Origin of the sequence: Aquirufa nivalisilvae (assembly GCF_004307455.1) — a bacterium.
GTDB classification, from domain to species: Bacteria; Bacteroidota; Bacteroidia; order Cytophagales; family Spirosomataceae; genus Aquirufa; species Aquirufa nivalisilvae.
The window spans coordinates 83,955-108,609 of sequence record NZ_SEWX01000006.1 but is presented as its reverse complement, the minus strand read 5'-3'; the positions used below and the strand labels follow the sequence as shown (position 1 = coordinate 108,609).

The window sequence follows — 24,655 nt, the reverse complement described above, 5'->3', positions numbered from 1 at the left end:
TTGAATTAAATAAATAGTTCCCTGTGTTCGAATGGTTCTAGTATTTCTAGTCTGTTCATTTAAATTTATAAACTGATTCCTTGTATTATGTGTTCTAAAACTGTTGTATTTCAGCAGGAGAAATCCTCCGCTGGTACATTATGCATCAAGCATTTTAACTATTTTTTCCATTCCATTTGCTTCTTTCTCTCCCTATTTTTATTGCCACAGCAGACTCATGCATCTGAGGGTATGGCAGCTGCAGTCAAATTTAGAATAACAGGTACAGGAACACAAACAGCAGGGATTTCACAAACTATCACCATCACAGCAGTTGACGGCGGAGGCCTGACGGACAATACATATGTTGGAAATCATAATGTGGTTTTTTCTGGGGCGAATAACTCCACTTTAGGTGACACACCTAAGGTTAATTCCATAGCTTTTGGGACTCCAACCAGTCTTACTTTTACCAATGGGGTCGCAACAGCCTCGTTAAATTTATTTCTTGCAGAAACAGCCACCATTCAGGTTTCAGACGGAACCTTATCCTCATCAGGAGCTGATGGATTAAATGTGCTTGTTGGTTTTGGAGCATTAGGTCGATTTGAACAGGTATTGTCCAATCCGGAACAAATTGTAGGTAGGAATTTCACAGGAACCTATACGGTTACGGCACAAGATAGCTATGCCAATGTTATTACTAATTTTAATGCTGCTGCAACTCCTTTGACCATTATTGGAAACAATAATTATGCAGCAGGAACATTTACATTGGGTTATGGTGGAAATACCCTAAATCGATTGACTGATTTTGTCAATGGGGTGGCTAACTTACAAGCTATTGGAATAAAGTATTCTGGAACTACTAGTGCTTCTGGTAATATTTTAATTAGAAATGCAGATTTATCTGTCATTGGTGCTATTCCAGCCATTATTCGTGGAGGTGATGCCGTTAGACTAACTATTTCAGGAACAACTACGCGTACAGCTGGTATTAATTTAGCTGTCACCATCAACGCATTAGATAGTTATGGTAACCAGTCCTACGAATATACTGGGAATAAATCCTTGATTTTTTCAGGAGCCAGTACGGCTATCAGCGGAAATATTCCACGAGTATCTGGAGTAAACTTTGGTACTGCCACCAGTGTGACATTTTCTAATGGGATTAGTTTACCCGGCATGACATTGTACAAGGCAGAAACGGCCACCATTTCAGTCAGTGATGGAACGCTTTCTTCTTCAGGAGCGGATAATTTATCGGTAACCGTGAATCCTGGATTTTTAAATAAATTTCGAGTCATTGTTAGCAATCCACAACAAAGTGAACGTGCTTTTTCTGGAACTAATACCGTAACGGCGCTTGATGGATTTGACAATATCGTCACCTCATTCAATGCAGCAACTAATAATGTGACGGCTAGCACTACTTTATCAGGAAGTATTTCAGGGTTATCTGGTGGCAATAAATTAACCTCAGCTTCGGATTTCGTCAATGGTGTGGCTAATTTGACTGCATTAGGAATGAAGTATAGTGGGGCAGAAGGAACAGGTTCATTTACATTCAGAGCAAGCACAAGTCCAACTGGAACCAGCCAATTAATTGAAACAACTTTTGCTGATGATGATGGAGATGGAATTCCGAACTCCATGGAATGTTATGGGACTTCTTCCTTATTAGGAACCTGTGCTGATTTTGATGGTGATGGTCGCATGAATTCACAAGATACAGATTCAGATGGCGACGGAATCAATGATTCCGTGGAAAGAAATATTGATACAGACGGAGATAGGCAAGCTAATTACTTGGATTTGGATTCAGATAATGATGGCATTCTTGATGCCATTGAAGGTGAGCAAGATACAGATGGAGACGGTATTCCTAATTATATTGATTCTGATTCTGATGGTGATGGAATATTAGATGTTTGGGAAGCAACTGACAATGTGCGAGGAACTGTTGATCAGAATTATGATGGGAAAATTGATATCAATGGAGCCTTTACAGATAATAATGGGAATGGCTTAGCCGATATTTTAGAAGTGGGTTTTGGAGGAAAACCTTTGCCATTACCAGATACAGATAGAGACGGGAAAAAGGACTATATGGATTTGGATTCAGATAACGATGGAATTTTGGATCAAGTAGAGGGAACATCAGACCCAGATAAAGATTCATATCCTAATTACCGAGATTTGGATTCAGACGGGGACTGGTTAGGTGATCAAGATGAAAGAAATGTGGATAATGATGGAGATGGAGTAGGCAACTATTTAGACGCTGATTCAGACGGTGATGGAATTCCTGATGCTTGGGAAGGGAAAAATAAATGCGCTACCTGCAGCGCATTGAAAGATGAAAAGGCAGATGGTTGGGATGATCGCGGTCAATATGTGGCAGTGATAGATACAGATAAAGATGGTAGTTCTGATTTTCTTGATTTAGATTCAGATAACGATTGTTTACCTGATGCTATTGAATTGGGAGCGGATATCGATGTAGATGAAATTCCCAATTTTAGAGATTTGGATTCAGATAATGATGGAATACCTGATACGGTAGAAGCCATTTCATGCTCTAAACCAGTTGATTCAGATCTAGATGGTAAAGCAGATTTTGAAGATATAGATTCAGATAATGATTTAATTCCAGACAAAATAGAGGCTGGTTCTAATCCACTTAAGCCATTAGATTCTGACCTGGATGGAATAGCTGATTTTCAAGATTTAGATAGCGATGGGGATGGAATTTCAGATACATGGGAGGCTGGCAAAGACGTTAATAATCCTATCGACACAGATGCAGATGGAATCTTGGATTTTCGAGATACCGATTCTGATAATGATACGATATTGGATAAAATTGAGGTTGGAGTAAATACACTTAAACCACTGGATTCAGACGGAGATGGAGTTTGGGATCATTTGGACTTAGATTCAGATAATGATACTATTTCAGATAAATTGGAAGCTGGGGCTGATCCTTCTATACCAGTAGATACAGATTTAGATGGGAAACGCGATTATGTGGATACCGATTCAGATGCAGATACCATTCCTGATCAAATTGAGGTAGGTTCTGATGTAACTAAACCTGTGGATTCAGATGCGGATGGGAAATGGGATTTTCGAGATACCGATTCCGATAATGATGGGATTTTAGACATGATTGAAGTAGGCCAAAACCCAATTAAACCTGTTGATTCTGATGGAGATACGAAAGCGGATTACATCGATTTAGATTCCGATAATGATACTATTTTGGATAAATTGGAAGCAGGTGCCAATCCGACTAAACCAGTGGACACGGATAATGACGGTAAAGCAGATTATGTGGATACCGATTCGGATAATGATGGACTATTAGATTCAATAGAAGTAGGTAAGGATAGTACAAAGCCATTAGATACCGATCTAGATGGCTTGGCAAATTACCGAGATATCGATTCAGATAATGATGGTTTATTGGACAAGTTAGAAGCAGGAAATGATTTAAATAAGCCTTTAGATACCGATAAAGATGGTTTGGCTGATTATATAGATACCGATTCCGATAATGATTCTATGACAGACCGACTGGAGGCTGGTTCAGATTTTACTCGACCAGTAGATACTGATCGAGATACTTTGCCTGATTATCGAGATACGGATTCCGACAATGATTTAATTCCTGATAAAGTAGAAGCAGGCTCCGATCCTACAAAGCCATTGGATTCAGACAGAGATGGTATCTTTGATTTTCAGGATATTGATTCTGATAATAATGGAATATTAGATATCGCAGAATTTGGTACCGATGCTAACAACCCTATTGACACGGATAAAAATGGCATACCTGACTACCGCGATTTGGATAACGATGGTGATGGAATCATTGATATCTTGGAGTTGGATATCAATTATGGAGGCTTAGAAGATTGTGATCATGATGGAATAAGTAACATGCAAGATAAAGATGTATGTGAGCCATTTGCTCCTCAAGGGATTTCACCCAATGGAGATGGCAAAAACGATAAACTGATTATTCCAGGTTTATTAAGTATGCCTAAGCACCACATCACGGTATTTAATAGGGCAGGAGCTATCATTTTCGAATCGGACAATTATAAAAATGATTGGGGAGGAGAAATCAATTTTGTAAGTGGCCAATCGAATCAGTCTCAAATAGTTCCTGATGGAGTTTATTATTATGTAGTAGATTTTGCTGGCGCGAAGCCTGCTATTCAATCGTTCTTATATGTCAATAGATTGAACCTCAATTAAAATCATAAGGGAGCTAATTTAGCTCCCTTATTTGTTTCCATTGGATTATCAATATCTTGGACAATTAATGCAAAATCTCATTCGTTAAACGGCTGATTAAACCTGCTTCCGCAACGCTGGCAGGGTTTGGAACCCTGACAGCGTTAGGAGTTTCGCTAATTTCAGGAGGAAAAACACGGTTTAATCCTGGCGTTTAGAAACTTAATTCCTCCATTTTTACTTCTGGATTCATCATATAAGTGATTAAAGTGCCATCATTCAATATTTCTCCTACACGGTAACCTTTATACGGAGTTCCCCAATTACCTCCAATGTGGGAATCAAATAAAAATGGCGTATTGTTCATCATTTTTACCCCGTCTTGATCATGCTCATGTCCGTGAAATGCAGCTTTCACATTGGGGTAGTTTTTCAACAAATCAAAAAACTCTGGATGATCAATGCCATGCTTTGTCCATTTGGCCTGAGGAATATGCAAAAACAATAAGACTTGTTTATGTTTTTTATTTGCTTCTAGTTGTTCTTTCAACCAAGTTAAATCTGGACAGAGGTATTTACCTTGTTCATTCGATGTATCACCTAATAATATACCCACTTTTTTGTGAACCACTTGGTGGTTTAATGGAGTGCCCCAAATGTCTTTCCAATATTCGGGACTCACTAAATCATGATTGCCACGGGTAACATAATAGGGCATTTTTAAGCCGTCAATTTTAAGTTTTGCTTTGGGCATCCATGTCTTATCATCATGTACGATATCTCCATTCATGACACAAAAATCCAGTGGATTCTCGGAATGGAACTGATTGATTTGTGCAATAGACTTATCTAACATCTCCTCAAATGCTGTGTTAGGTTGGCCATAGTGAATGTCGGAAGCAACAATGAATCGTAGTTTTACTTTCTTACGAAAAGCCTCAACTTCAGATGGACTTAATGCTTTGACTTGTCCAGAAAGGAGAAATATAGAAGCAAATGAAACTTGCTGAATGAAATTTCTTCTGCTAAGGGATAGCTGTTCTTTTTTTGACATAGAGGTTTAGATTGAGAACCTAATTTATCTTTTTTTAACTAAAATATAGTCCTGACCATAGAATCTTAATCCTTTCTTAATAAAATTAGGAGCTAAATTCAATCAATTATCGGATTTCCCTAATTCTTAATGCCAAATAGGGCTTTTCAGGTAATCTGATTTTCTTATAATCTTTGTCGAAAAAGCGATAATCATTTTCTTTACCTGTTTCAAAGATCTCGGGCAAAGTTTGTATCGTCATGCCATAGGTATCAATGATATCTACTCGAAAACGAGTTCCAGCAGTCAATTTACCAAAGGCTCCATTATTAATAGGTAAATTAAACATCCAGTATTCTTGGATTTGTTTTCCAAAATAGACCAAATAATTCCCTTTGCCTCCGGAAGAGGTAATATTATCTCGAGAAACATCCGACAAACTCATTGGTCCCGGACCTTCCTCCAAGAGTTGTCTCAAAAATCTCACTCTTTTCCAGCTTTCCCCCATAAATCGCCCGCCTTTGGCCCAAAATATGGTGTCTCGGTGGTCTTTGAACATAAAGGATTCTCCATGAGTTACATAGGTTCCTCCTATAACGCCATTCCAGATCAAATGCGTCATGGTTTCGGGACTATAGCGGCCCCAGCGAGATTTAAGATTTCCTTCATAACCCACTTCATCTAAGACAACAGGTTTATGGTATACATTGCGCAACATAGCAGCTGAATTGGGGCTTTGAACGGGAGATTCATCTTGAACGCTCACGTGGCTAAATTCAGGTTTCCAATAATCGTAATACGTGGCTGTTGCTCCATGAATGGAACATAAATGGCGATATGGATCAGCTTTGACCACTGTTTTAGTTAATTCATCCCAATCCGCAATCGTTTTTGATTTTACATAATCCCACTCATTAGCCATCGACCACCACACGTTTCTAAAAGAAGATATTCGGGCCAAGAAATACTGAATATAACGAATGTTGACTTCTCTAGACATGGCATCAAATCCCCATCTTCCTTTGTCGTATGGATGAAAAAGTATCAAATCAGCTTCTATGCCCAAGCTTTGTAAAGCATTGATTTGTTTTTCCAATTGATGGAAAAAGGCTGGATTAAATTGATTGTAGTCCCACACTTTTACTTCATTTCCTTGGGCATCCCGCTTGGTTTCTTGTAGGACAAAAGGATATAGGCTAGGTTCTTCTTTGACCAAATCATAGTTTTTAGGAAACACACACATCCTGATTTTATTGAATCTTGATTTTTGTAGGGAATTCAATGTCAACTGTTGCAATTCAGCACCCACATGGTTCCAGGCATAAGCCGTTGTTCCAAATGGATAATAGGTTTTACCATCTGCATAAGTAAAATGAACCGAACTATTTGTACGTACCATGCCATGATTTTCAGGAGAAGGGGCAATGCATTCCACAGTACCAGTTTTTTTGGCTAGGCCAGGTACATTACTCTGAGTTGTATATTTCCAAATACCCAATCGAGTAGGCATGAATCGTAGCTTGAAGGTTTGATTGCCATCATAAAAACCAGAAATAGTTAGGGTGGTATCGGCATGAACAAATATGGCTTTAAATTCTACATCCTGATATCCGTTTCCTTTAAATGCAGTTTGATAGGATAATTCCACCCGATTCCAGCGTTCCACTTGCTCTTGTGCCATTAGGCCAAATGAAAGAATAAATAGAAAGCTGATACCTAAAAGAAATGATTTTTTCATCCAGAGGTTTTTTTTATTGTGTTAGGTTTTTGGTGTAGTAAAGTACGAATTATTGTTACAAGATAAATAGGTGTCCAATCAAATATTATCAAGATTTTTGTTCTAAAATGATTAATTTGCAGGCCTATTTGGCGCCATAGTTCAACGGATAGAATAGACGTTTCCTAAACGTTAGATGTGGGTTCGATTCCCGCTGGGGCCACTATGAAATGATAAATTATAGGTTGTAATTTATAAATGGGGTATTAGTACATTTCTTCCATCTAATCAGATTTATTTTCTAAACGTTTGATGTGCCGGGGTCGCGTTCGACTCGATTCCCGCTGGGGCCACTATGAAATGATAAATTATAGGTTATAATTTATAAATGGGGTAATTCAATACTACATTCTACATTTTCCATTCTACAATTTCTGGTTAATCCTACGAAAGATGGGAACGTAGCATGAGCGAAGCGGCAGGCTAATATTTGACCCTGTGCGTGGGCCTGAGTGTAAGCGTCAAAGATTAAAGCCGTATGCGGAGTGAACATCGGTTCCGCAAAGCGGAATTCGTGTTGGATTAACCGAAACCATCCTGTTTTTTTGTTTCTTTTTTTTCAAAAAAAGAAATACCAAAGTAATGACCTTAAAGTAGTGAGTGATTAAAGCTGTAGAAGATTAACTTGATTAAGCATAGATTATTGAGGATTATCTTTTTTTGAAAAAAAAGAAACAAAAAAAACTTGTTTTTTGTCGTTCCGCCAAGGCGAATTCTGCTTCGCAGAATCGTGATTCTCTCCGCTATCGCCTATACTTTTGACGCGGACGCGCATCGCCTATGCGCAAGGTCAAAACCTCGTCTACCGCTGCGTTCATCACATTTCGCAGGGCTGAACGACGGGATTAAATATGCAAAATTCTACATTCTATCTACATTTTACATTGAAAGGTTAATCCTACGAAAGATCGGAACGGAGCTTTTTTTGATTTATCATTTTACCGCAAAATTCTTGCTTATATTTGAATGCTTAGTGCATGATTTTTGTTTTACTATTTTATGATTATTTCTACATTGCCTCTGCTAATCACAAACCCTAATAACAATATTTCTTCATTCTACATTCTTTATTCTACATTAAAATGAAACATACCTACCCCATATCCGGAATGAGTTGCCAAGGTTGCCGGAGCCACGTTGAAAAAGCACTGAATTCAGTTGAAGGTGCCATCGCTACTGTCGATCTAGAAAAAGCAGAAGCGACCATCCAAATGGAACACCATATTCCGACCGAGGTCTTTGAAAAAGCCCTGCAAGCTAGTGGAGGCAATTATCATATCGGGCAAAGTCCCCAGCCTATGTTGGCAAAACCTAAGCCTGTCGCCATTCAAGGGGCTTTGTATTATTGTCCCATGCATTGCGAAGGAGACAAAACCTATGATAAACCTGGTTCTTGTCCAGTATGTGGCATGGACCTTGTGGCACAAGCGGGAAGTACAGAGGATGAAAATAGTACTTATAACAAGCTGCTGTTTAAACTAAAAATTGCCATTGCTTTTACCTTGCCTATTTTTATCATTTCCATGACGGACATGATTCCTGGTAACCCCTTGTTCCAATGGGCTTCCATGACCACTTGGAATTGGGTGGAATTGGTGCTATCAATACCAGTAGTATTTTATGCCACTTGGATGTTCTTTGAACGCGCTTGGCAATCCTTGTTGAGTCGGCATTTTAATATGTTTACGCTGATTGGTATTGGAGCTGGAGCGGCCTGGCTATTTTCAGTGATTGCCCTCTTTTTCCCATCTATTTTTCCGCATCAATTCCATTCCCACCATGGAACAGTCTATGTGTATTTTGAGGCCGCTACCGTGATTTTAACTTTGGTACTTTTGGGACAAGTCTTGGAAGCCCGAGCCCATGGAAAGACCAATGCCGCCATTCGTGAGCTATTGAAATTGGTTCCCAATGAGGCTACTCTTTTACGGGATAGCAAGGAAATGATTGTGCCCATTGATCAAATACAAAAGCATGATTTGATTCGAGTAAAACCAGGGGAGAAAATTCCGGTTGACGGAACCATTCAAGAAGGACATGCCTCCATCGATGAATCCATGATTTCGGGAGAGCCGATACCGGTCGACAAGCAAGTGGGGGATATGGTCAGGGCTGGCTCCATCAATGGGAATACCAGTTTTATACTGCAAACGGATAAGGTGGGGGCAGAGACCTTATTGGCACAAATCATCGATTTAGTGCATCAGGCAAGCAGTTCCAAAGCGCCCATCCAAAAAATGGCGGATACTATTTCTTATTATTTTGTGCCTGCAGTGGTGCTTTCTTCGCTGTTAACTTTTATTGCTTGGGCCATGCTGGCCAACGAAAACGCCTATACCTTTGCCTTTGTGAATGCCATTGCTGTTTTGATTATCGCTTGTCCTTGTGCGCTGGGTTTAGCTACACCGATGTCGGTGATGGTAGGAGTAGGGAAAGGGGCTCAGAACGGTATTTTGATTAAGAATGCTGAGGCTTTGGAGAAATTGGCGGAGGTGAATGTGGTGATTATTGACAAGACAGGTACAGTGACGGAAGGTAAACCTTCATTGGAGAAAATGTTGGTCAGTTCGGAGGAGATTATCGAGAAGGATGTTTGGCAAAAAATTCTTTCTTTGAATAGCTTGAGTGAGCATCCTTTGGCTAAAGCCAGTGTAGTTTTTGCCAAGAATTTAGGTATTAGTTCTGTCAAAGTTAATCAATTTGAAGCCTTATTAGGCAAAGGGGTTTTGGGACAAATAGAGGGTAAAACGTACGCCATTGGTAACCAAAAATTAATGGAAGAGCGAGGTATTAATATTCCCGTGGATTTATTTAAGCAAGTGATAGCGGAGCAAAAACAGGGCAAAACGATTTCCTATTTTGCGGATGAAAAAGAGGCTCAAGTAGCTTTGGTGATTAGTGATAAGATTAAAGAATCGAGTCAGCAAGCTATTCAAGACTTGCAGAAAGAAGGATTACAAGTGATTATGCTAACGGGCGACAACCAAGAAACGGCGGATTTAGTCGGCAAGAAATTAGGTTTAGATGCTTGGAAAGCCCAGATGTTGCCACAGTCTAAACTGGATGAAATAGTACGTTTACAGGCTGAAGGCAAAAAGGTAGCAATGGCAGGTGATGGCATCAACGATGCTCCTGCTTTATCTCAAGCGGATATTGGTATTGCTATGGGAACTGGCACCGACGTAGCCATAGAAAGTGCCGAAATAACGTTAATTAAGGGAGATTTACGGGATATAGCCAAAGCTAGAAAGCTAAGCCAGATGGTCATTCGAAACATTAAAGAAAACTTATTTTTCGCCTTAGGTTACAATGTACTCGGTATCCCCATTGCAGCAGGAGTCCTATACCCATTCTTTGGTACCTTATTATCGCCAATGCTCGCCGCCCTTGCTATGAGCTTCAGTTCAGTATCAGTGATTTCGAATTCCTTGAGGTTGAGAGGGAAGGTGTTGTAATGTAGAATGAAGAAGGTAGAATATCAATTAATTATACAAGGATTAAAATTTTTGATTTTATTTTTGTTATGCTGACCTGAATTGAATGTTTTTGTTACCTTGAATTGAAATATGCAAAAGGTCTTATTTGAATCAGTCTGATAAACAATAACTCTAATTATTACTTCGAATGCTTTTTATCATTAAAAGTTGATATATTCGCATCAAATGCTAATTGATATGAATAAAAATGCAATTAACAGATTAAAAGTTGTTTTGGCTGAACAAGGTAAGACCAACAAGTGGCTAGCGGAAAAACTCGATAAAAATGAAACGACTATTTCTCGTTGGTGCACAAATGAAGTACAACCTTCAATTGACACTTTTATCGATATAGCGACACTGCTTAATATTGATGTAAGAGAGCTTATTAATTCAACTAAACGATAGATGGGTATGTTGAACGAAAAACAATGCATATCATTTGATAAAGTACCCGTTAATCATGATTGGTGTTTTAAGAATGTACGTTCGGTTGAGCAATGGACACATGGGTATCATAGGTATCCTGCTAAGTTTTTACCCAATATAGTAAAGAAATTAATTGAAGAGTATACAAATGAGAAAGACCTCGTTGCGGACTTATTTGCTGGATGCGGAACTACACTGGTAGAAGCTAAGATTCATGGTAGAAAATCAATTGGAGTAGACATTAATCCAGTAGCGGAACTAATTACTAAGGCAAAAACTAATCCAGTAGAACCTAACAATCTGAATATTCATTATAATAAAATTGTTGAAAATTTCGATACGTTTAGACTAATTGATTATGTTGATATTGATGTACACGAACGCATTGACTATTGGTTTTCAAAGGAACATAAAGCAAAAATTGCGTATTTGTATGAAAAAATTCTAGAGACTAGAGATAATGCTATTAAAGATTTTTTATTAGTATCTCTATCTCATATTTTAAAGAATTGTTCGAAATGGTTGCAATCAAGTACTAAGCCCCAAATAGATCCGCGCAAAGTCCCACCTGATCCATTTATTGCTTTTCAGACACATACAAAACAAATGTTAAAGAAAAATGCTGAATTCTATAAACAATTATCTGAAAACAAATATTTAAAAACGAAGTGCGAAATAAGATTAGAAGACGCAAGAAAAACTTCAATACGGGCAAATTCAGTTGGGGCAATTATTACTTCTCCTCCTTACGTAACTTCTTATGAATATGCTGATATTCATCAACTTACAGCATATTGGTATGAATACATTACTGATTTATCAGGCTTTAGAAAGAATTTTATTGGAACTTTTTATTCTTTGAACCAAGAAACAATTTGTGATTCAATAATTGGGCAAGATATTATTAATAGTCTCTTAAAAAAGGATAAGAGAACAGCGAGGGAGGTGGCTAATTATTTTAATGATATGCATGCAGTTGCCAAGGAAATGCATAGGGTATTAAAGTATAATGGGCATGTATGTTTAGTAATTGGTAATACTACGTTTAAAAATGTCAAAATTAAATCAGCTGAGGTTTTTGCAGAAACACTTACAATTTTAGGATTTGAAATGGTTGAAATAATAAAAAGAAGTATTCCTAATAAACTTATTCCTTCTATAAGAGATAAAAAATCAGGTAGATTTTCAAAGCTAATTAACAAAGACAGTAAATTAGTTTATCCAGAAGAATACATTTTAATAGCAAAAAAAGCATAACAAAGTATGGCAATAATTAAATCAAATTCTGAGCCATTTAGACCTTATGCAAGGTTAATGAATATCATAGGTGATCAGTTAATCACAGATAAGAAAGTAGCTGTTATTGAAGTAGTTAAAAACTGTTATGATGCAGACGCTGAAAATGTTCAGGTTCGTTTTTTTAATTTAAATAACTATGGTAAAACATATTTAACGGAAAAAGAACAGCCATATATTGAAATAGAGGATGATGGAGATGGCATGACTCTAAAGACAATAACAGATATTTGGTTGAGACCTGCAACTCCTAATAAATTAGATAAGAAGAAAAATAAACTGAATAAAACGAAAAGGGGAAGAATTATTCAAGGGGAGAAAGGAATTGGGCGATTTGCAATTCATAAACTAGGAGAGAAAATAGAGTTATATACTAAATCTGAAGGTAATAATGAAATTAAACTTGAAATGGATTTTACTGAATTCAATCCTGAAAAAGCTGACTTATTTAATCAAGGGCCTTCTGATTATAAGCTTTTAGAAGATGTTAATAATAAATGGTTTGTAAATGAGCCTCCTATTGAAATTGTAAAAGAGAAAGGGACTTTAGTTAGAATTTACAACTTAAGAGAGAAATGGAATAATTCAGACCTTAACGAATTATATAAATCTATTCAACGTCTCTTACCTCCAATCGATGAAAATGCAGAAAATTTAGAGATTGCATTTAAGCAAGACTTTGTAGTTACAACTTATCTTGATGAAAAAGATTTTACACCAACTGACATTACAACATTTAGTGATATAATTGAGAGGGCACAATACACTATGTTTGGTTCCGTTTCAAGCGATGGTATTTTAGAATTCACTTATAGGTCAACTGCTCCCAAAAGAGAATTAAAGAGAAGGGTAAATCTTTTAAATAAAGAATCATTGAATCAATTTCAATATCCTACTAAAACAATAGAAGAATGGTTTATTGAAAACGATCGAACTCCAACGTGTGGTGGATTTAAATTTTCATTTTATGCATTTAATCTTAAAAATAGAGATAAGACGGTTCTAACTAAAGAAATTGAATTATTTATAAAAAAGAATTTTATTTACCTATTTAGAGATGGTGTACGTGTTTATCCATTTGGGGAACCAGGATATGATTGGTTAGAATTAGATAAATTAAGAGCTCGGGTGAGAGCAGGTGATTATATTAGTTATAATGATTTAACAGGATTTGTATATATTGGTCAAGGTGAAAAGGAGAATCCCCTACTTAAAGATTCGACGAATCGTCAAGGAATGATGAATATTGATGGTGCATATGAAGATTTTAAAACACTTGTTACTGCTGTAACTCAAGTATTGAATCTTGAGAAAAAAATAGATGAAAACAGATTGAATGTTATAAAAGAAAGGTCATTTAAGGATTCTAATGAAATAGTCCTCAATTCATTTAATACTTTTAAATCTAGTCTTGAAAAAATAGATAATAGGGAAGTTCTTGAAAAGGCCAATAAATTCTTGGATACTGTTCAAAAGCATAATGTACTTATGAATGAGCGTATGATTACAGTTGAAGATTTGGCGGGTCTTGGAATGGCAGTAGAAAAAGCTTCACATGATGCTTTAACATTATTGTCAAAGATGAGAGGGAATGTAAAAGACTTTAGAGTTAAAGCAAAAAACTTAGATTATAATAATGAAGAATTAATTTCATTCCTTATTGAATTGGATGAAAATTTGAATTTTGTTTACGATGAAATGCAAGTAATACAGCCACTTTTTAAAAACCAGCGAAAGGCAATTCAAGATATAAGTGTATATGAATGTGTTGAAAAAGTTCTAAAATATTTTAGGAGGGAGATAGATGGAAAAATAAATATCAGAATAATTAAGGATAATGATATAATTGTTAAAACTAATAAAGGGCTTATTCTTCAAGTTCTTATAAACTTGATTGACAATGCAGTTTATTGGGTTAGTAAGAATGAAACAAGGAGTAAGGAAATTACTATTAAATTAAATTCAGCAAATAAATCTTTTGTAGTTGCAGATAATGGGCCAGGAATTAGAGAAGAAATTATCCCTATGATTTTCAATGAATTTTTCTCATTAAAATCTGATGGACGTGGCTTAGGACTGTATATTGTAAGGGAAATACTCCTTCGAATTGATGGAGAAATAAATGTGGTAAAAGAAGGAATGGACAAGCTCTTAACAGGAGCCAATTTTATAATCAAATTCAATCAAGAACAATAATATGCAAGGAGTTATTCTATTTGTGGATGACCATATTTTTGATTCCCATAGGCTTGAAAACGAGCTGTTTCATAAATTCAATTCAGATGGAACTTTTTCTGTTTTACCTATTAATAATCTGAAAATTCTTGAAAAAACAATTAGATCTATTTCAACTTTTAAAGCTTTGATTCTTGATTGGAATTTTGAACGTGAAAAGGAGAGTGATGAGACTGATTTCATATTACCCGATGAAACTTCGTATAACTTTTTGAAAGCTAGTAAAATTTATTCTCTGGTATATGTTTATTCTCAGAATGATATTTCTACTGATATTAAAAATGAATTAGAGTCTTTGTATCCTGGCAAGATTTTTTTTGAGAGAAAAGATTCTAGTAATGATGTTGGATTGGAATTTGATAAAATAAGTTTAGGAATTAAAGATTTTGAAGAAAAAAATAAACATTTATCTGTACCATTTGTATGGAGTCAAGCAATTAATCAGTCTGCCCAAGCTATTTTTACCGAGCTGGAACAAGCGGATCCAAATTGGATAAAAGATATATATTTAACTGCGAAAGAAGATGGAGGAGACCCAAATTCGGAAGTGATTCAAGTTTTTCAAAATTTATTAAATGAATCAATTATTCAAAATGAACAATTAATAGAGGGTTTAAAGATATCTGCTAGTTTAAATGAAATTAGTGATGAAAATAAAGAAAAGTCATTAGCACAACTTTATAATAGGATTTATTATACAAAATTAGTTGATAATGCTCCTTTGATGACTGGTGATATTTTTAAATTTACCAATGAAGAGTATGCTATTCTATTTACTCCTGAATGTGATATAAATAATAAAAAAGAGACTAATTTAGATTTTTTCGTATTTAACAAGAACAAGTTTGATGAATATTTGAAGAAAAGAGAGTATGAGAAAATTGATTATGAAACTTTGAAATCAAATTCATTTAAAACAGATGAATTAGGGAATAAAGTGTTAAAAGGGAAATTGAAGGATTTAGTTAAAGAGTTCAATAATGGAAATATAAAAGTTCATATTTTGCCTTCATTTCCATTTGAAGCTGATAAACATAATTTGTCTGCTTTAATTGATTTTGAAACGTCATTAATGGTTAAATCTAAAGTAGAATTTGAAAACAAGAGATCTGATTTTAAGCTAAATTCGCCTTATATTTATCAATTACGCCAAAGATATTTGGCATATATAGGGAGGGTAGGTGTGCCATCAATTCCTCAAAGCCTTAGATTTTTCAATCTAAAATAGGTGCTATTGGAATTTTTAAGTTACACTTATAGCTAAAATAAGTATATTCTTAATAATCGCATCAAACTTTTAATTAAAATATTTTCAAATGAAATTCAGATTTCAAATTATTGAAAAATTGCAGCTTTGGGGAAGCTTATTCTTCGAAAATTATAAAAACTGAGTAATATCCCAATTCTACATTCCCAATACCTACTCCGGCACATACTCATCACTATGTCCCATCAAGTGATTGCCGCTTAGCCAGTTCGGGAAGATTTGGTAGTGCTTATCTTTGATTAGGTTCATGACGGTTTCACGCAATTCGTTCAAATTGCTTTTTTGCTCAGCCGAAATAAAGACAGTTTTAGGTTGATTGGTTTGCCAGTGGGTCTGTTTCAAGAACTGAGTTACTCGATCCATCTTGCTCAATTCAGGTTCTCCATCCTCATTCAAGGCTGCACCTTCAAAGAAAACGTCTTCCACTGGGAATAAGTCAATCTTATTAAATACTAGGATGGTTGGCTTATCGCCCGCACCCATTTCATTCAATATTCCTTGAACGATTTCTATTTGTTCCTCAAAATTTGGATGGGAAATGTCAACGACGTGTAAGAGTATATCCGCTTCTCTTACCTCATCCAAAGTAGATTTAAAGGATTCAATCAGCAGGGTAGGGAGTTTACGAATAAAACCTACGGTGTCGGTCAAAAGGAATGGAATGCCTTCCCAACTTACTTTACGTACCGTTGAGTCTACCGTAGCAAATAACTTATTTTCAGCAAAGACTTCAGCCTTAGCCAATTTTTGCATCAAAGTAGATTTCCCTACGTTGGTATAACCCACCAATGACACACGCACCATGCGGTCGCGGTTCTTACGCTGGGTAAATGTTTGTCGGTCTATAGCTTCCAATTTCTCCTTCAAAAAGGCAATGCGGTCATTGGCAATACGACGGTCAGTTTCCAATTCCTTTTCTCCTGGACCACGCATACCTACCCCACCACGTTGCTTGGAAAGGTGAGACCACATGCGGGTCAAACGAGGTAGCATGTATTGGTACTGAGCCAATTCTACTTGAGTTTTGGCTTGTACCGTTTTAGCTCTTTGTGCAAATATGTTCAAGATCAACAGACTTCGGTCCAAGACCTTCATCTCCTTACCACATAATGAAATCTCGTATTCAATGTTTCTTACTTGAGAGGGCGACAAATCATCGTCAAAGATGATCATATCCACATCTTTGTCAATCACATAGCGAATCACATCATCCAATTTTCCCTTACCTACATAGGTACGGTTATCTGGCTTGGCTAGTTTTTGAGTAAAACTTTGCAAGGTCAGAACCCCAGATGTTGAGGCCAAAAAAGCAAGTTCGGCTAGGTACTCAGCCGTTTGCTGTGCATTTTGTTTTTGAGTAGTTACGGCCACTAAGACGGCGGTTTCTTGCTCTTTATCTGTACTATAACCCTTTTCTTCTCCCATATATAAGCTAAAAAAAGCCTTCCCGTTAAGAAAGGCTTTTTCAAATTAAGCGATTCTATTTTATAAGCCCTTAATTAATTTCTCATTAAGCGCTACGTAATCATCATTTTTTGCGGCTTTCGCCAATTCGATGGATTTCAAAGCCGTTGCTTTGGCACCCGCTTTATCACCCATTTTCGCTTGAATTCTCGCTTTAAGATAGAATACCCAAAAAGCACTTGGATCCGAAGCTGTAGCTTTAGTTACCCATTCCAAAGCCTTGTTTAAATCACGTCCTGTTTCAAAATAGTAGGAAGCAGATTCAAAATAAGGTTTAGTATCAGCACTCATCACTTTTTCAATGGAAGCAGCAATCTTGGCATCAATCTCTGTTTCTACCGGAATAGATACAAAGGTCTTTTCCCAAGATATCTGTATGAACATCTTATTGGCTGCAACTAGTTCAAATTGATATGCCAAAGATTCCATAGGGTATTGTAAAGTAGCAGTTGGAACTGTCACTGTCAATACATTTTCCTCTGGGTGGTAATTGAAAACACCGTCTGTTCCTTTGTTGAATATAATCTCCCAAGATTTTTCTGAAGGATTAATCATCAATTGGTATGAACCTGCTTTCAAGCTTTTGCCCATGATTTTCACATCTTCACCAAATGTTACTTTGGTAGGAGCATTAGCACCCGCTCTCCATAATTTTCCAAAAGGAACGATATCACCAAAAATCTTACGGCCACGTAGGGCAGGACGAGAATAAGTGATCTCTACGGATGATAAAGAAAACTCTTGTTTAATCGTTTGCAATGGACTAGGAGTAGGGACTTTGAACGATTGCGCATTCGCATCCATTCCTAATGCCGTCAATACCAAAAACAATAGTAACTTTTTCATAAATCTAAGCAGATAAAGCCTCAGCACCACCTACAATCTCTAGGATTTCGTTGGTAATAGCGGCTTGACGTGAACGGTTATACTCTAATTTCAAAGCTTTGATCAATTCACCAGCATTGTCTGTTGCCTTATCCATAGCTGTCATACGAGCACCATGCTCAGAAGCATTGGACTCTAACAAAGCACGGAAGATGGACAATTTGATGGATTTTGGAATCAATTCATTGATGATTTCTGCTTCTGATGGTTCAAAAATATAATCCACAGCAGAAGGTTTCACCTCACCAGTATTGCTTTCTTGCAAAGGCAATAATTGTTCAGTACGAATGATTTGAGTGGCTACGTTTTTGAATTCGTTGAAAACGATTTCTACGACGTCGTATTGTTTCTCAGCAAAGCCATTCAATACTTCTTCACCAATTAAACGGGCATTGCCAAAATTCAATTTGGTGTAAATATCTTGGTGATCGGCGTTTAGCTTGTAGCCTCTACGACCCAAATATTCACCCCCTTTTTTACCCAATGGCATCACCGTTACATGACCTGCTTGGTGCAAAGCCGCATATTTTTGTTGAATTAAAGCAATGGTTGCTTTACCAATGTTCGCATTAAAAGCACCACACAAACCACGGTCAGAAGTTACTACTAAGATCAATACGTTTTTAATTTCACGTACTTCAGTGAATGGATTTTCTTTCCCTGCATCCGTACGTCCTGATACTGTCGCAATCATTTCTGATAACTTCTTCGAATAAGGGCGCATTTGGACAATGGCATCAGTGGCACGACGCAACTTCGCTGCCGAAACCATTTTCATGGCTTTGGTAATTTGTTGCGTCGAATTAACTGAAACGATTCTATTTCTTACTTCTTTTAAGGAAGCCATACGATTCTAATTTTTTAAACTGCGTATTTAGCTGCTACTTCATTTCCTACACGCTTCAGTGTAGCTGTCAAGGTATCATCAAATTTACCTGCTCCTAAAGCATCTAAAGTTGCTTTTTCAGTGGCACGTAATACTTGGATGAAATCTTTTTCAAATTCACGTACTTTCTCTACTGGTACTTTATCCAAGTTACCTGTAGTAGCCAAGTAAATCATCGCTACTTGATCTTCTACACGTTGTGGAGAGAATTGAGGTTGTTTCAACATCTCTAAGTTACGACGACCACGGTCGATCGTTAATTTAGTAGAAGCATCCAAATCAGAACCGAACTTAGCAAAAGCTTCCAATTCACGGAATTGAGCTTGATCTAATTTCAAGGTACCTGCTACTTTCTTCATCGACTTAATCTGTGCGTTACCACCTACACGTGATACCGAGATACCTACGTTGATCGCTGGACGAATACCTGCGTTGAATAAGTTAGACTCCAAGAAGATCTGACCGTCAGTAATGGAAATTACGTTGGTAGGGATATATGCAGAAACGTCACCCGCTTGAGTTTCAATGATCGGAAGAGCTGTTAAGCTACCACCACCTTTTACCAAGTGCTTGATAGAATCTGGTAAGTCGTTCATCGACTGAGCAATAGCATCTGAAGCATTCACTTTAGCAGCACGCTCCAATAAACGCGAGTGAAGATAGAATACGTCACCTGGATATGCTTCACGTCCTGGTGGGCGACGAAGTAATAGGGACACTTCACGGTAAGCTACGGCTTGCTTAGAAAGGTCATCATAAACAACCAAAGCAGCACGACCTGTATCACGGAAGAATTCACCAATCGCTGCACCAGTAAATGGAGCGTAGAATTGCATCGGAGCTGGATCAGCCGCACTCGCCGAAACGATTACCGTATACTCCATAGCACCTGCTTTACGCAATGTTTGCTCTACTTGTTTGATGGTAGAAGCTTTCTGACCGATGGCTACATAGATACAGAAAACAGGCTCACCTTTATCGTAAAATTCTTTTTGATTAATAATCGTATCGATACAAACAGCTGTTTTACCTGTTTGACGGTCACCAATAACTAACTCACGCTGACCACGTCCTACTGGAATCATGGCATCGATTGCTTTGATACCTGTTTGAAGAGGCTCAGTTACAGGTTGACGGAAAATTACCCCTGGTGCTTTACGCTCCAATGGCATTTCATATAAGTCTCCAGTGATAGGACCATTTCCGTCGATAGGCTCACCTAAGGTGTTTACTACACGACCTAAAATGCCATCACCCACTTTAACCGAAGCAATTAACTTGGTTCTCTTTACGGTATCGCCCTCTTTTACCAAAGTGGATTCGCCTAATAATACGGCTCCCACATTGTCTTCTTCTAGGTTCAATGCCAATGCTTTAAGTCCGTTTTCAAAAACGATCAACTCACCTGCTTGTACATTGGATAACCCGTAAATACGAGCTACACCATCACCCACTTGGAGTACGGTACCTACTTCTTCTAATTCTGCTTGGGTCTTAGCCTGAGATAATTGCTCCCTAAGGATGGCTGAAACTTCGTCTGGTCTTACTGATGCCATGTTAAAATGGAGTTTTCTGGGATGTTAAATACTTATTTTGAACTAAATTTTCGGGTGCAAAATTAGTTATGAAATTTCAATATTCCCATAACTATTGCAAAAAATGTATGAATTCATAAGACTTTTTTTAGATACTAGCCGTTAGGTCAATATCAGTTCCGTTAAATGGCGTTAAAATAATTGAGAAAGAGCCATTTTTCTGTATCTTAGAGGCTTTGTTTGACTATATTAATAAATTCTATGAAATTTCCATTGGTTCGAATAACTACTATTCTTTCACTAACTGTTCTATCTTTTTCCACTTTTGCTCAGACAAAACCTGCTGTCAAAGCGAAAGTAGCAACTAAATCTGCTGCTCCAGCTTCTAAAGCAAAAGCAACTCCTCATGGAGGGGCGCATTTTGCCAGCACCATTGATTCCGTTTCATATGCCGTTGGAGTTTTAGTAGCTCAAAATTTCAAATCACAAAATGTGGTTTTGAATCCTGAAACCGTAGCCAAAGGTTTTGCTGCAGCTTCACAAGGTAACACTTTAAGCCTCAGCGAACAAGAATGCCAAAAAGTAGTGAATAATTTCATGATGCGAAATCAGGAAAAACAAATGGCAGAAGGTGCCAAGCAATATTTACCAAATAAAGAGGCTGGGGAAAAGTTTTTAGCTGAAAACAAAAAGAAAGCAGGCGTTCTAGTGACACCTAGCGGATTGCAATATCAAATCATCAAAGCAGGAGATGGTCCCAAGCCTACTTCATCCGACAAGGTTAAAACACATTATCATGGAACTCTGATTGATGGAACCGTGTTTGATTCATCTGTGGATCGTGGAGAACCAATTTCTTTCCCTGTATCAGGTGTTATTCCTGGTTGGGTAGAAGCATTGCAGATGATGCCTGTAGGTTCTAAATGGAAATTGTACATTCCTCAAGAATTAGCATACGGTATCCGAGGTGGTGGAGCAGCCATCAAACCTTACTCTGCTTTAATATTTGAAGTTGAATTGATTGCTATCGAAAAATAACATAACGCACCTCGGTATATGAAAAAGATACTGCCTATTTTAATCCCTCTATCACTTTTGGTGGTATTGTTTTTGCACGGCAAAAATCAAACAACCTTCCCTTCAACCAAATCGGTTGTTTACCAAGAAGGTGATTTACAACCCACAGAAACCCAGCGCAAAGTAGAGCGATTGGTCTTTGGTATCTTAAGTAATTACCATTACCGTAAAATCCCAGTAAACGACTCGCTGTCGTCCAAAATCTACGATGCCTATTTGAAAGAATTAGACCCTAACAAAGTTTTCTTCCTTGCGTCTGATATTGATGAATTGGAGAAATACCGTTTGACCATCGACGATCAGTTGAACGAAGGGGATTTGACTTCAGCATTTGCCATTTATAATCGTTACCAGCAGCGCATGAAGGAGCGCTATGCTTATATTGATCAAATCTTACAGAAAATACCTGATTTTACAGTGGATGAAACGTATCAGCCAGGTAGAGAAAAAGTCAAATATGCGGCTTCTAAGGAAGAGCTCAATGACTTTTGGCGCAAAGACGTGAAAAGACAATTGTTGGATTGGAGAATATCAGGAAAAGCAGATACCACAGCCTTGCGTGAGCTGAAAGAGCGTTATAAGCGTTCCGAAAAATACTTGGCACGTACCCGTTCGGAAGATGTTTTTCAAGTATTCATGAATGCTTATACCGAAAGCATTGATCCGCATACCTCTTATATGATTCCGCGGACAGCTCAGGCATTCAATACCGACATGGCACAAAGCTTTGAAGGCATTGGTGCTACACTTCGTTTGGAAGGAGATTATGTGACTATTCAAGATTTGATTCCAGGTGGTCCTGCTTTTAGAAGTAAACAAATCAATCCCAAAGACCGCATCATTGGTGTGGCTCAAGGAGATGATGGCAGTTATGTGGATGTAATTGGTTGGTTTACTGACGATGCAGTTAAGTTGATCCGTGGGCCGAAAAACACGGTGGTTCGTTTGAAATTATTGCCTGCGGGTGCTGGTACTGGTTCTCCGGGAACAGAAGTGCGTTTGGTCCGCGAGAAAATCAAGTTAGAAGAGCAAACGGCCAAAAAAGAAATTTTGACCTATAACCAAGGGGATAAGAAAATCAAATTAGGTTTAATTACTATCCCAATGTTCTATCGTGATTTTGAAGGGGCTCGTAAAAGAGAATCGGATTTCAAATCCACTTCGGCGGATGTGAAGAAATTCTTGACAGAGTTTAAGACCGAAGGTGTAGATGGGTTGATCATTGACCTGCGTAATAATGGAGGAGGTTCTTTGATTGAAGCAGTGGATTTAACAGGTTTATTCATTCCTAAAGGTCCTGTGGTGCAAAGAAAACAATCCGACGGTAAGATTACTCAGGAAGTTGATAGAGATCCAGAGCAATTTTATGATGGCCCCATGGCGGTGTTGATTAACCGTTTCTCTGCATCTGCATCTGAGATTTTTGCTGCAGCTATTCAAGATTATAAGAGAGGGATCATAGTAGGAGAACAATCTTATGGGAAAGGTACCGTACAGTCAGTGGTAGATTTAGATAATTACATGAATAATGAGAAGGAGCCAGTAGGTCAATTGAAAATTACCTTGGAGAAATTCTATCGTATTAATGGTAGCTCTACTCAGCACAAAGGAGTAAGTCCTGACTTTGCTTTGCCTTCGGCATTTTCAGCAGAAGAGTTCGGGGAAAGTTCTCAACCGAGTGCATTGCCATGGGATATGATCTCTCCAACCAACTATCAAATTACTTCTAATATCAATCCAGGATTAATTAATAAAATGCAGACGAGCTTCCAAGCACGTTTGAAATCGAAACCAGATTTGATCAAATTGAAAGATGATTTTGAGCGTTGGAAGAAAATTAAGGAATTGAATTCTATTTCCTTACAAATCGACAAGCGTAAGAAGGAGTTAGATGATCAAAAGAAAAAGCCAGACGAGTCGCAAGCTGTGATGGATAATATTGCAGGTTCAGCAGCTGATACTCCAGAAGGAGATAAAGATAAAAAAGCATCCACAGCAGACAAGCATGCAAAAGATGTGTATTTAAAAGAAACACAACAACTATTGGCAGACTGGGTGTTAGGTCCACTACCTACCAAAGTAGCGGCCAAGCCTTCTGCAAAGAAATAATGGCTGATTTAGAGAAAATATTAGAACAATCCTTACCTCTGGTTCGAGAAGTTGGCCAATGGATACAATCCATGGTGAATCAGATTGCGATTGAACAAATACAATATAAGGGCAAAAACGACTTGGTCTCTTTTGTCGATCAGACTGCTGAAGTTCGCTTGAAAGAAGGTCTTGCTGCTATTTTTTCCGAGGCGGGTTTTATTGCCGAGGAATCTGCGTCCGATTTTTCAGATGTAGGAGATGGCTATTATTGGGTGATTGATCCTTTGGATGGTACTACCAATTTCTTGCATCAATTGCCTATTTATGCAGTTTCTGTCGGTTTGATTTATCAGAAACAACCGGTGTTAGGCATGATTTATGAACCTAATCGGGATGAGTTATTTTATGCCGTTCAAGGAGCAGGTGCACATATGAATGGTTTGCCCATTCAGGTTTCCTCTCAGCCAACCTTGGAAAAGAGTTTGTTAGCCACGGGTTTTCCATATCATGATTTTTCTTACCAAGACAAGTATTTGACTTTATTAAAGGAACTCATGCAGAAAAGTCATGGTTTACGTAGAATGGGCGCTGCAGCCATAGACCTAGCCTATACTGCCTGCGGTCGGTTTGAAGGCTTCTTTGAAGCTAATTTGAAACCTTGGGATGTAGCTGCTGGTAAAATCATCATTGAAGAAGCAGGAGGGAAGGTAACCAACTTTACGGGTGGTCCTGATGTGGTATTTACGGGTCAAATTATTGGAGCAGGGGCTATTTTTGAAGAATTTTTAGGAACTTTGCAAATGCATTGGGAAAACTAATATGCTCATGGAAACGATCATTATCAGTCTTATATTTATTGGAGCACTATTTTATTTGGGGAGATTGGTCTATCGGATGTTTTTTTCCAAACAAGTTGGTTGCGCTAAAGGTTGCGGAACTTGTTCAGCCATGCCTACGGAAACCAATAATCCCGTTTAAGC

General features: G+C 37.6%; 16 protein-coding genes and 1 tRNA gene. 11 read left to right on the top strand and 6 right to left on the bottom strand.

Going from position 1 to position 24,655, the window contains the following annotated elements:
• Positions 1–87: 87 nt before the first annotated feature.
• Entirely contained in the window at positions 88–4,245 is a 4,158-nt protein-coding gene (locus tag EWU22_RS11080) for a T9SS type B sorting domain-containing protein (protein ID WP_130925604.1), read from the top strand.
• 193 nt (positions 4,246–4,438) lie between these two features.
• Here EWU22_RS11080 and EWU22_RS11075 read toward each other — a convergent pair whose 3' ends face one another.
• The gene (locus EWU22_RS11075; protein WP_130925603.1) at positions 4,439–5,278 is read right to left on the bottom strand and encodes a metallophosphoesterase family protein; all 840 of its coding nucleotides are present in this window, start codon (positions 5,276–5,278) and stop codon (positions 4,439–4,441) included.
• 106 nt (positions 5,279–5,384) lie between these two features.
• Complete coding sequence (locus EWU22_RS11070; RefSeq protein ID WP_130925602.1) at positions 5,385–6,995, bottom strand: DUF5060 domain-containing protein; 1,611 nt, start codon at positions 6,993–6,995, stop codon at positions 5,385–5,387.
• Between the two features lie 130 nt (positions 6,996–7,125).
• On the opposite strand from EWU22_RS11070, the gene EWU22_RS11065 reads away from it, so the two are divergent.
• The 6 genes from EWU22_RS11065 (at position 7,126) to EWU22_RS11040 (ending at position 15,698) form a co-directional block, all read left to right on the top strand.
• Positions 7,126–7,197, top strand: a tRNA-Arg gene (locus tag EWU22_RS11065).
• A gap of 919 nt (positions 7,198–8,116) precedes the next feature.
• Positions 8,117–10,489: a heavy metal translocating P-type ATPase gene (locus EWU22_RS11060; protein ID WP_130925601.1), complete on the top strand. Its 2,373-nt coding sequence runs from the start codon at positions 8,117–8,119 to the stop codon at positions 10,487–10,489.
• Positions 10,490–10,708: 219 nt separating this feature from the next.
• Positions 10,709–10,918 (top strand): helix-turn-helix transcriptional regulator, encoded by a 210-nt coding sequence (locus EWU22_RS11055; RefSeq protein ID WP_130925600.1) that lies wholly within the window; start codon positions 10,709–10,711, stop codon positions 10,916–10,918.
• 6 nt (positions 10,919–10,924) lie between these two features.
• Positions 10,925–12,196, top strand: a complete 1,272-nt coding sequence (locus EWU22_RS11050) for a DNA methyltransferase (RefSeq protein ID WP_161566847.1) — start codon at positions 10,925–10,927, stop codon at positions 12,194–12,196.
• Between the two features lie 6 nt (positions 12,197–12,202).
• On the top strand, positions 12,203–14,431 hold the full coding sequence (locus tag EWU22_RS11045; protein WP_130925598.1) for a sensor histidine kinase: 2,229 nt from the start codon (positions 12,203–12,205) through the stop codon (positions 14,429–14,431).
• A 1-nt stretch (position 14,432) separates the two neighbouring features.
• Positions 14,433–15,698, top strand: coding sequence for a hypothetical protein (locus tag EWU22_RS11040; protein WP_130925597.1), 1,266 nt, complete (start codon positions 14,433–14,435; stop codon positions 15,696–15,698).
• Between the two features lie 192 nt (positions 15,699–15,890).
• Here the strand turns inward: EWU22_RS11040 and hflX are convergent, their stop codons facing one another.
• Genes hflX through atpA form a run of 4 tightly spaced genes read right to left on the bottom strand, consistent with a single transcriptional unit; the run spans position 15,891 to position 20,528 of the window.
• Entirely contained in the window at positions 15,891–17,162 is a 1,272-nt protein-coding gene (gene hflX / locus EWU22_RS11035; RefSeq protein ID WP_130925596.1) for a GTPase HflX, read from the bottom strand.
• Positions 17,163–17,222: 60 nt separating this feature from the next.
• A complete protein-coding gene (locus tag EWU22_RS11030) occupies positions 17,223–18,047 on the bottom strand; it encodes a DUF2911 domain-containing protein (RefSeq protein WP_130925595.1) in 825 nt (274 codons plus the stop codon).
• 4 nt (positions 18,048–18,051) lie between these two features.
• The gene (gene atpG, locus EWU22_RS11025; protein ID WP_109323375.1) at positions 18,052–18,933 is read right to left on the bottom strand and encodes an ATP synthase F1 subunit gamma; all 882 of its coding nucleotides are present in this window, start codon (positions 18,931–18,933) and stop codon (positions 18,052–18,054) included.
• A gap of 14 nt (positions 18,934–18,947) precedes the next feature.
• On the bottom strand, positions 18,948–20,528 hold the full coding sequence (atpA, locus tag EWU22_RS11020) for a F0F1 ATP synthase subunit alpha (RefSeq protein WP_109323374.1): 1,581 nt from the start codon (positions 20,526–20,528) through the stop codon (positions 18,948–18,950).
• Between the two features lie 240 nt (positions 20,529–20,768).
• Here atpA and EWU22_RS11015 point away from each other — a divergent pair, with 240 nt between their 5' ends.
• Genes EWU22_RS11015 through EWU22_RS11000 form a run of 4 tightly spaced genes read left to right on the top strand, consistent with a single transcriptional unit; the run spans position 20,769 to position 24,653 of the window.
• Complete coding sequence (locus tag EWU22_RS11015; protein WP_130925594.1) at positions 20,769–21,545, top strand: FKBP-type peptidyl-prolyl cis-trans isomerase; 777 nt, start codon at positions 20,769–20,771, stop codon at positions 21,543–21,545.
• Between the two features lie 18 nt (positions 21,546–21,563).
• Positions 21,564–23,693, top strand: coding sequence for a carboxy terminal-processing peptidase (locus tag EWU22_RS11010; RefSeq protein WP_130925593.1), 2,130 nt, complete (start codon positions 21,564–21,566; stop codon positions 23,691–23,693).
• A complete protein-coding gene (locus EWU22_RS11005; RefSeq protein ID WP_130925592.1) occupies positions 23,693–24,493 on the top strand; it encodes an inositol monophosphatase family protein in 801 nt (266 codons plus the stop codon). Before EWU22_RS11010 ends, EWU22_RS11005 begins: the two co-directional genes overlap by 1 nt.
• Before the next feature lie 7 nt (positions 24,494–24,500).
• Complete coding sequence (locus EWU22_RS11000; RefSeq protein WP_109325080.1) at positions 24,501–24,653, top strand: FeoB-associated Cys-rich membrane protein; 153 nt, start codon at positions 24,501–24,503, stop codon at positions 24,651–24,653.
• The last annotated feature ends 2 nt before the right edge of the window (positions 24,654–24,655 follow it).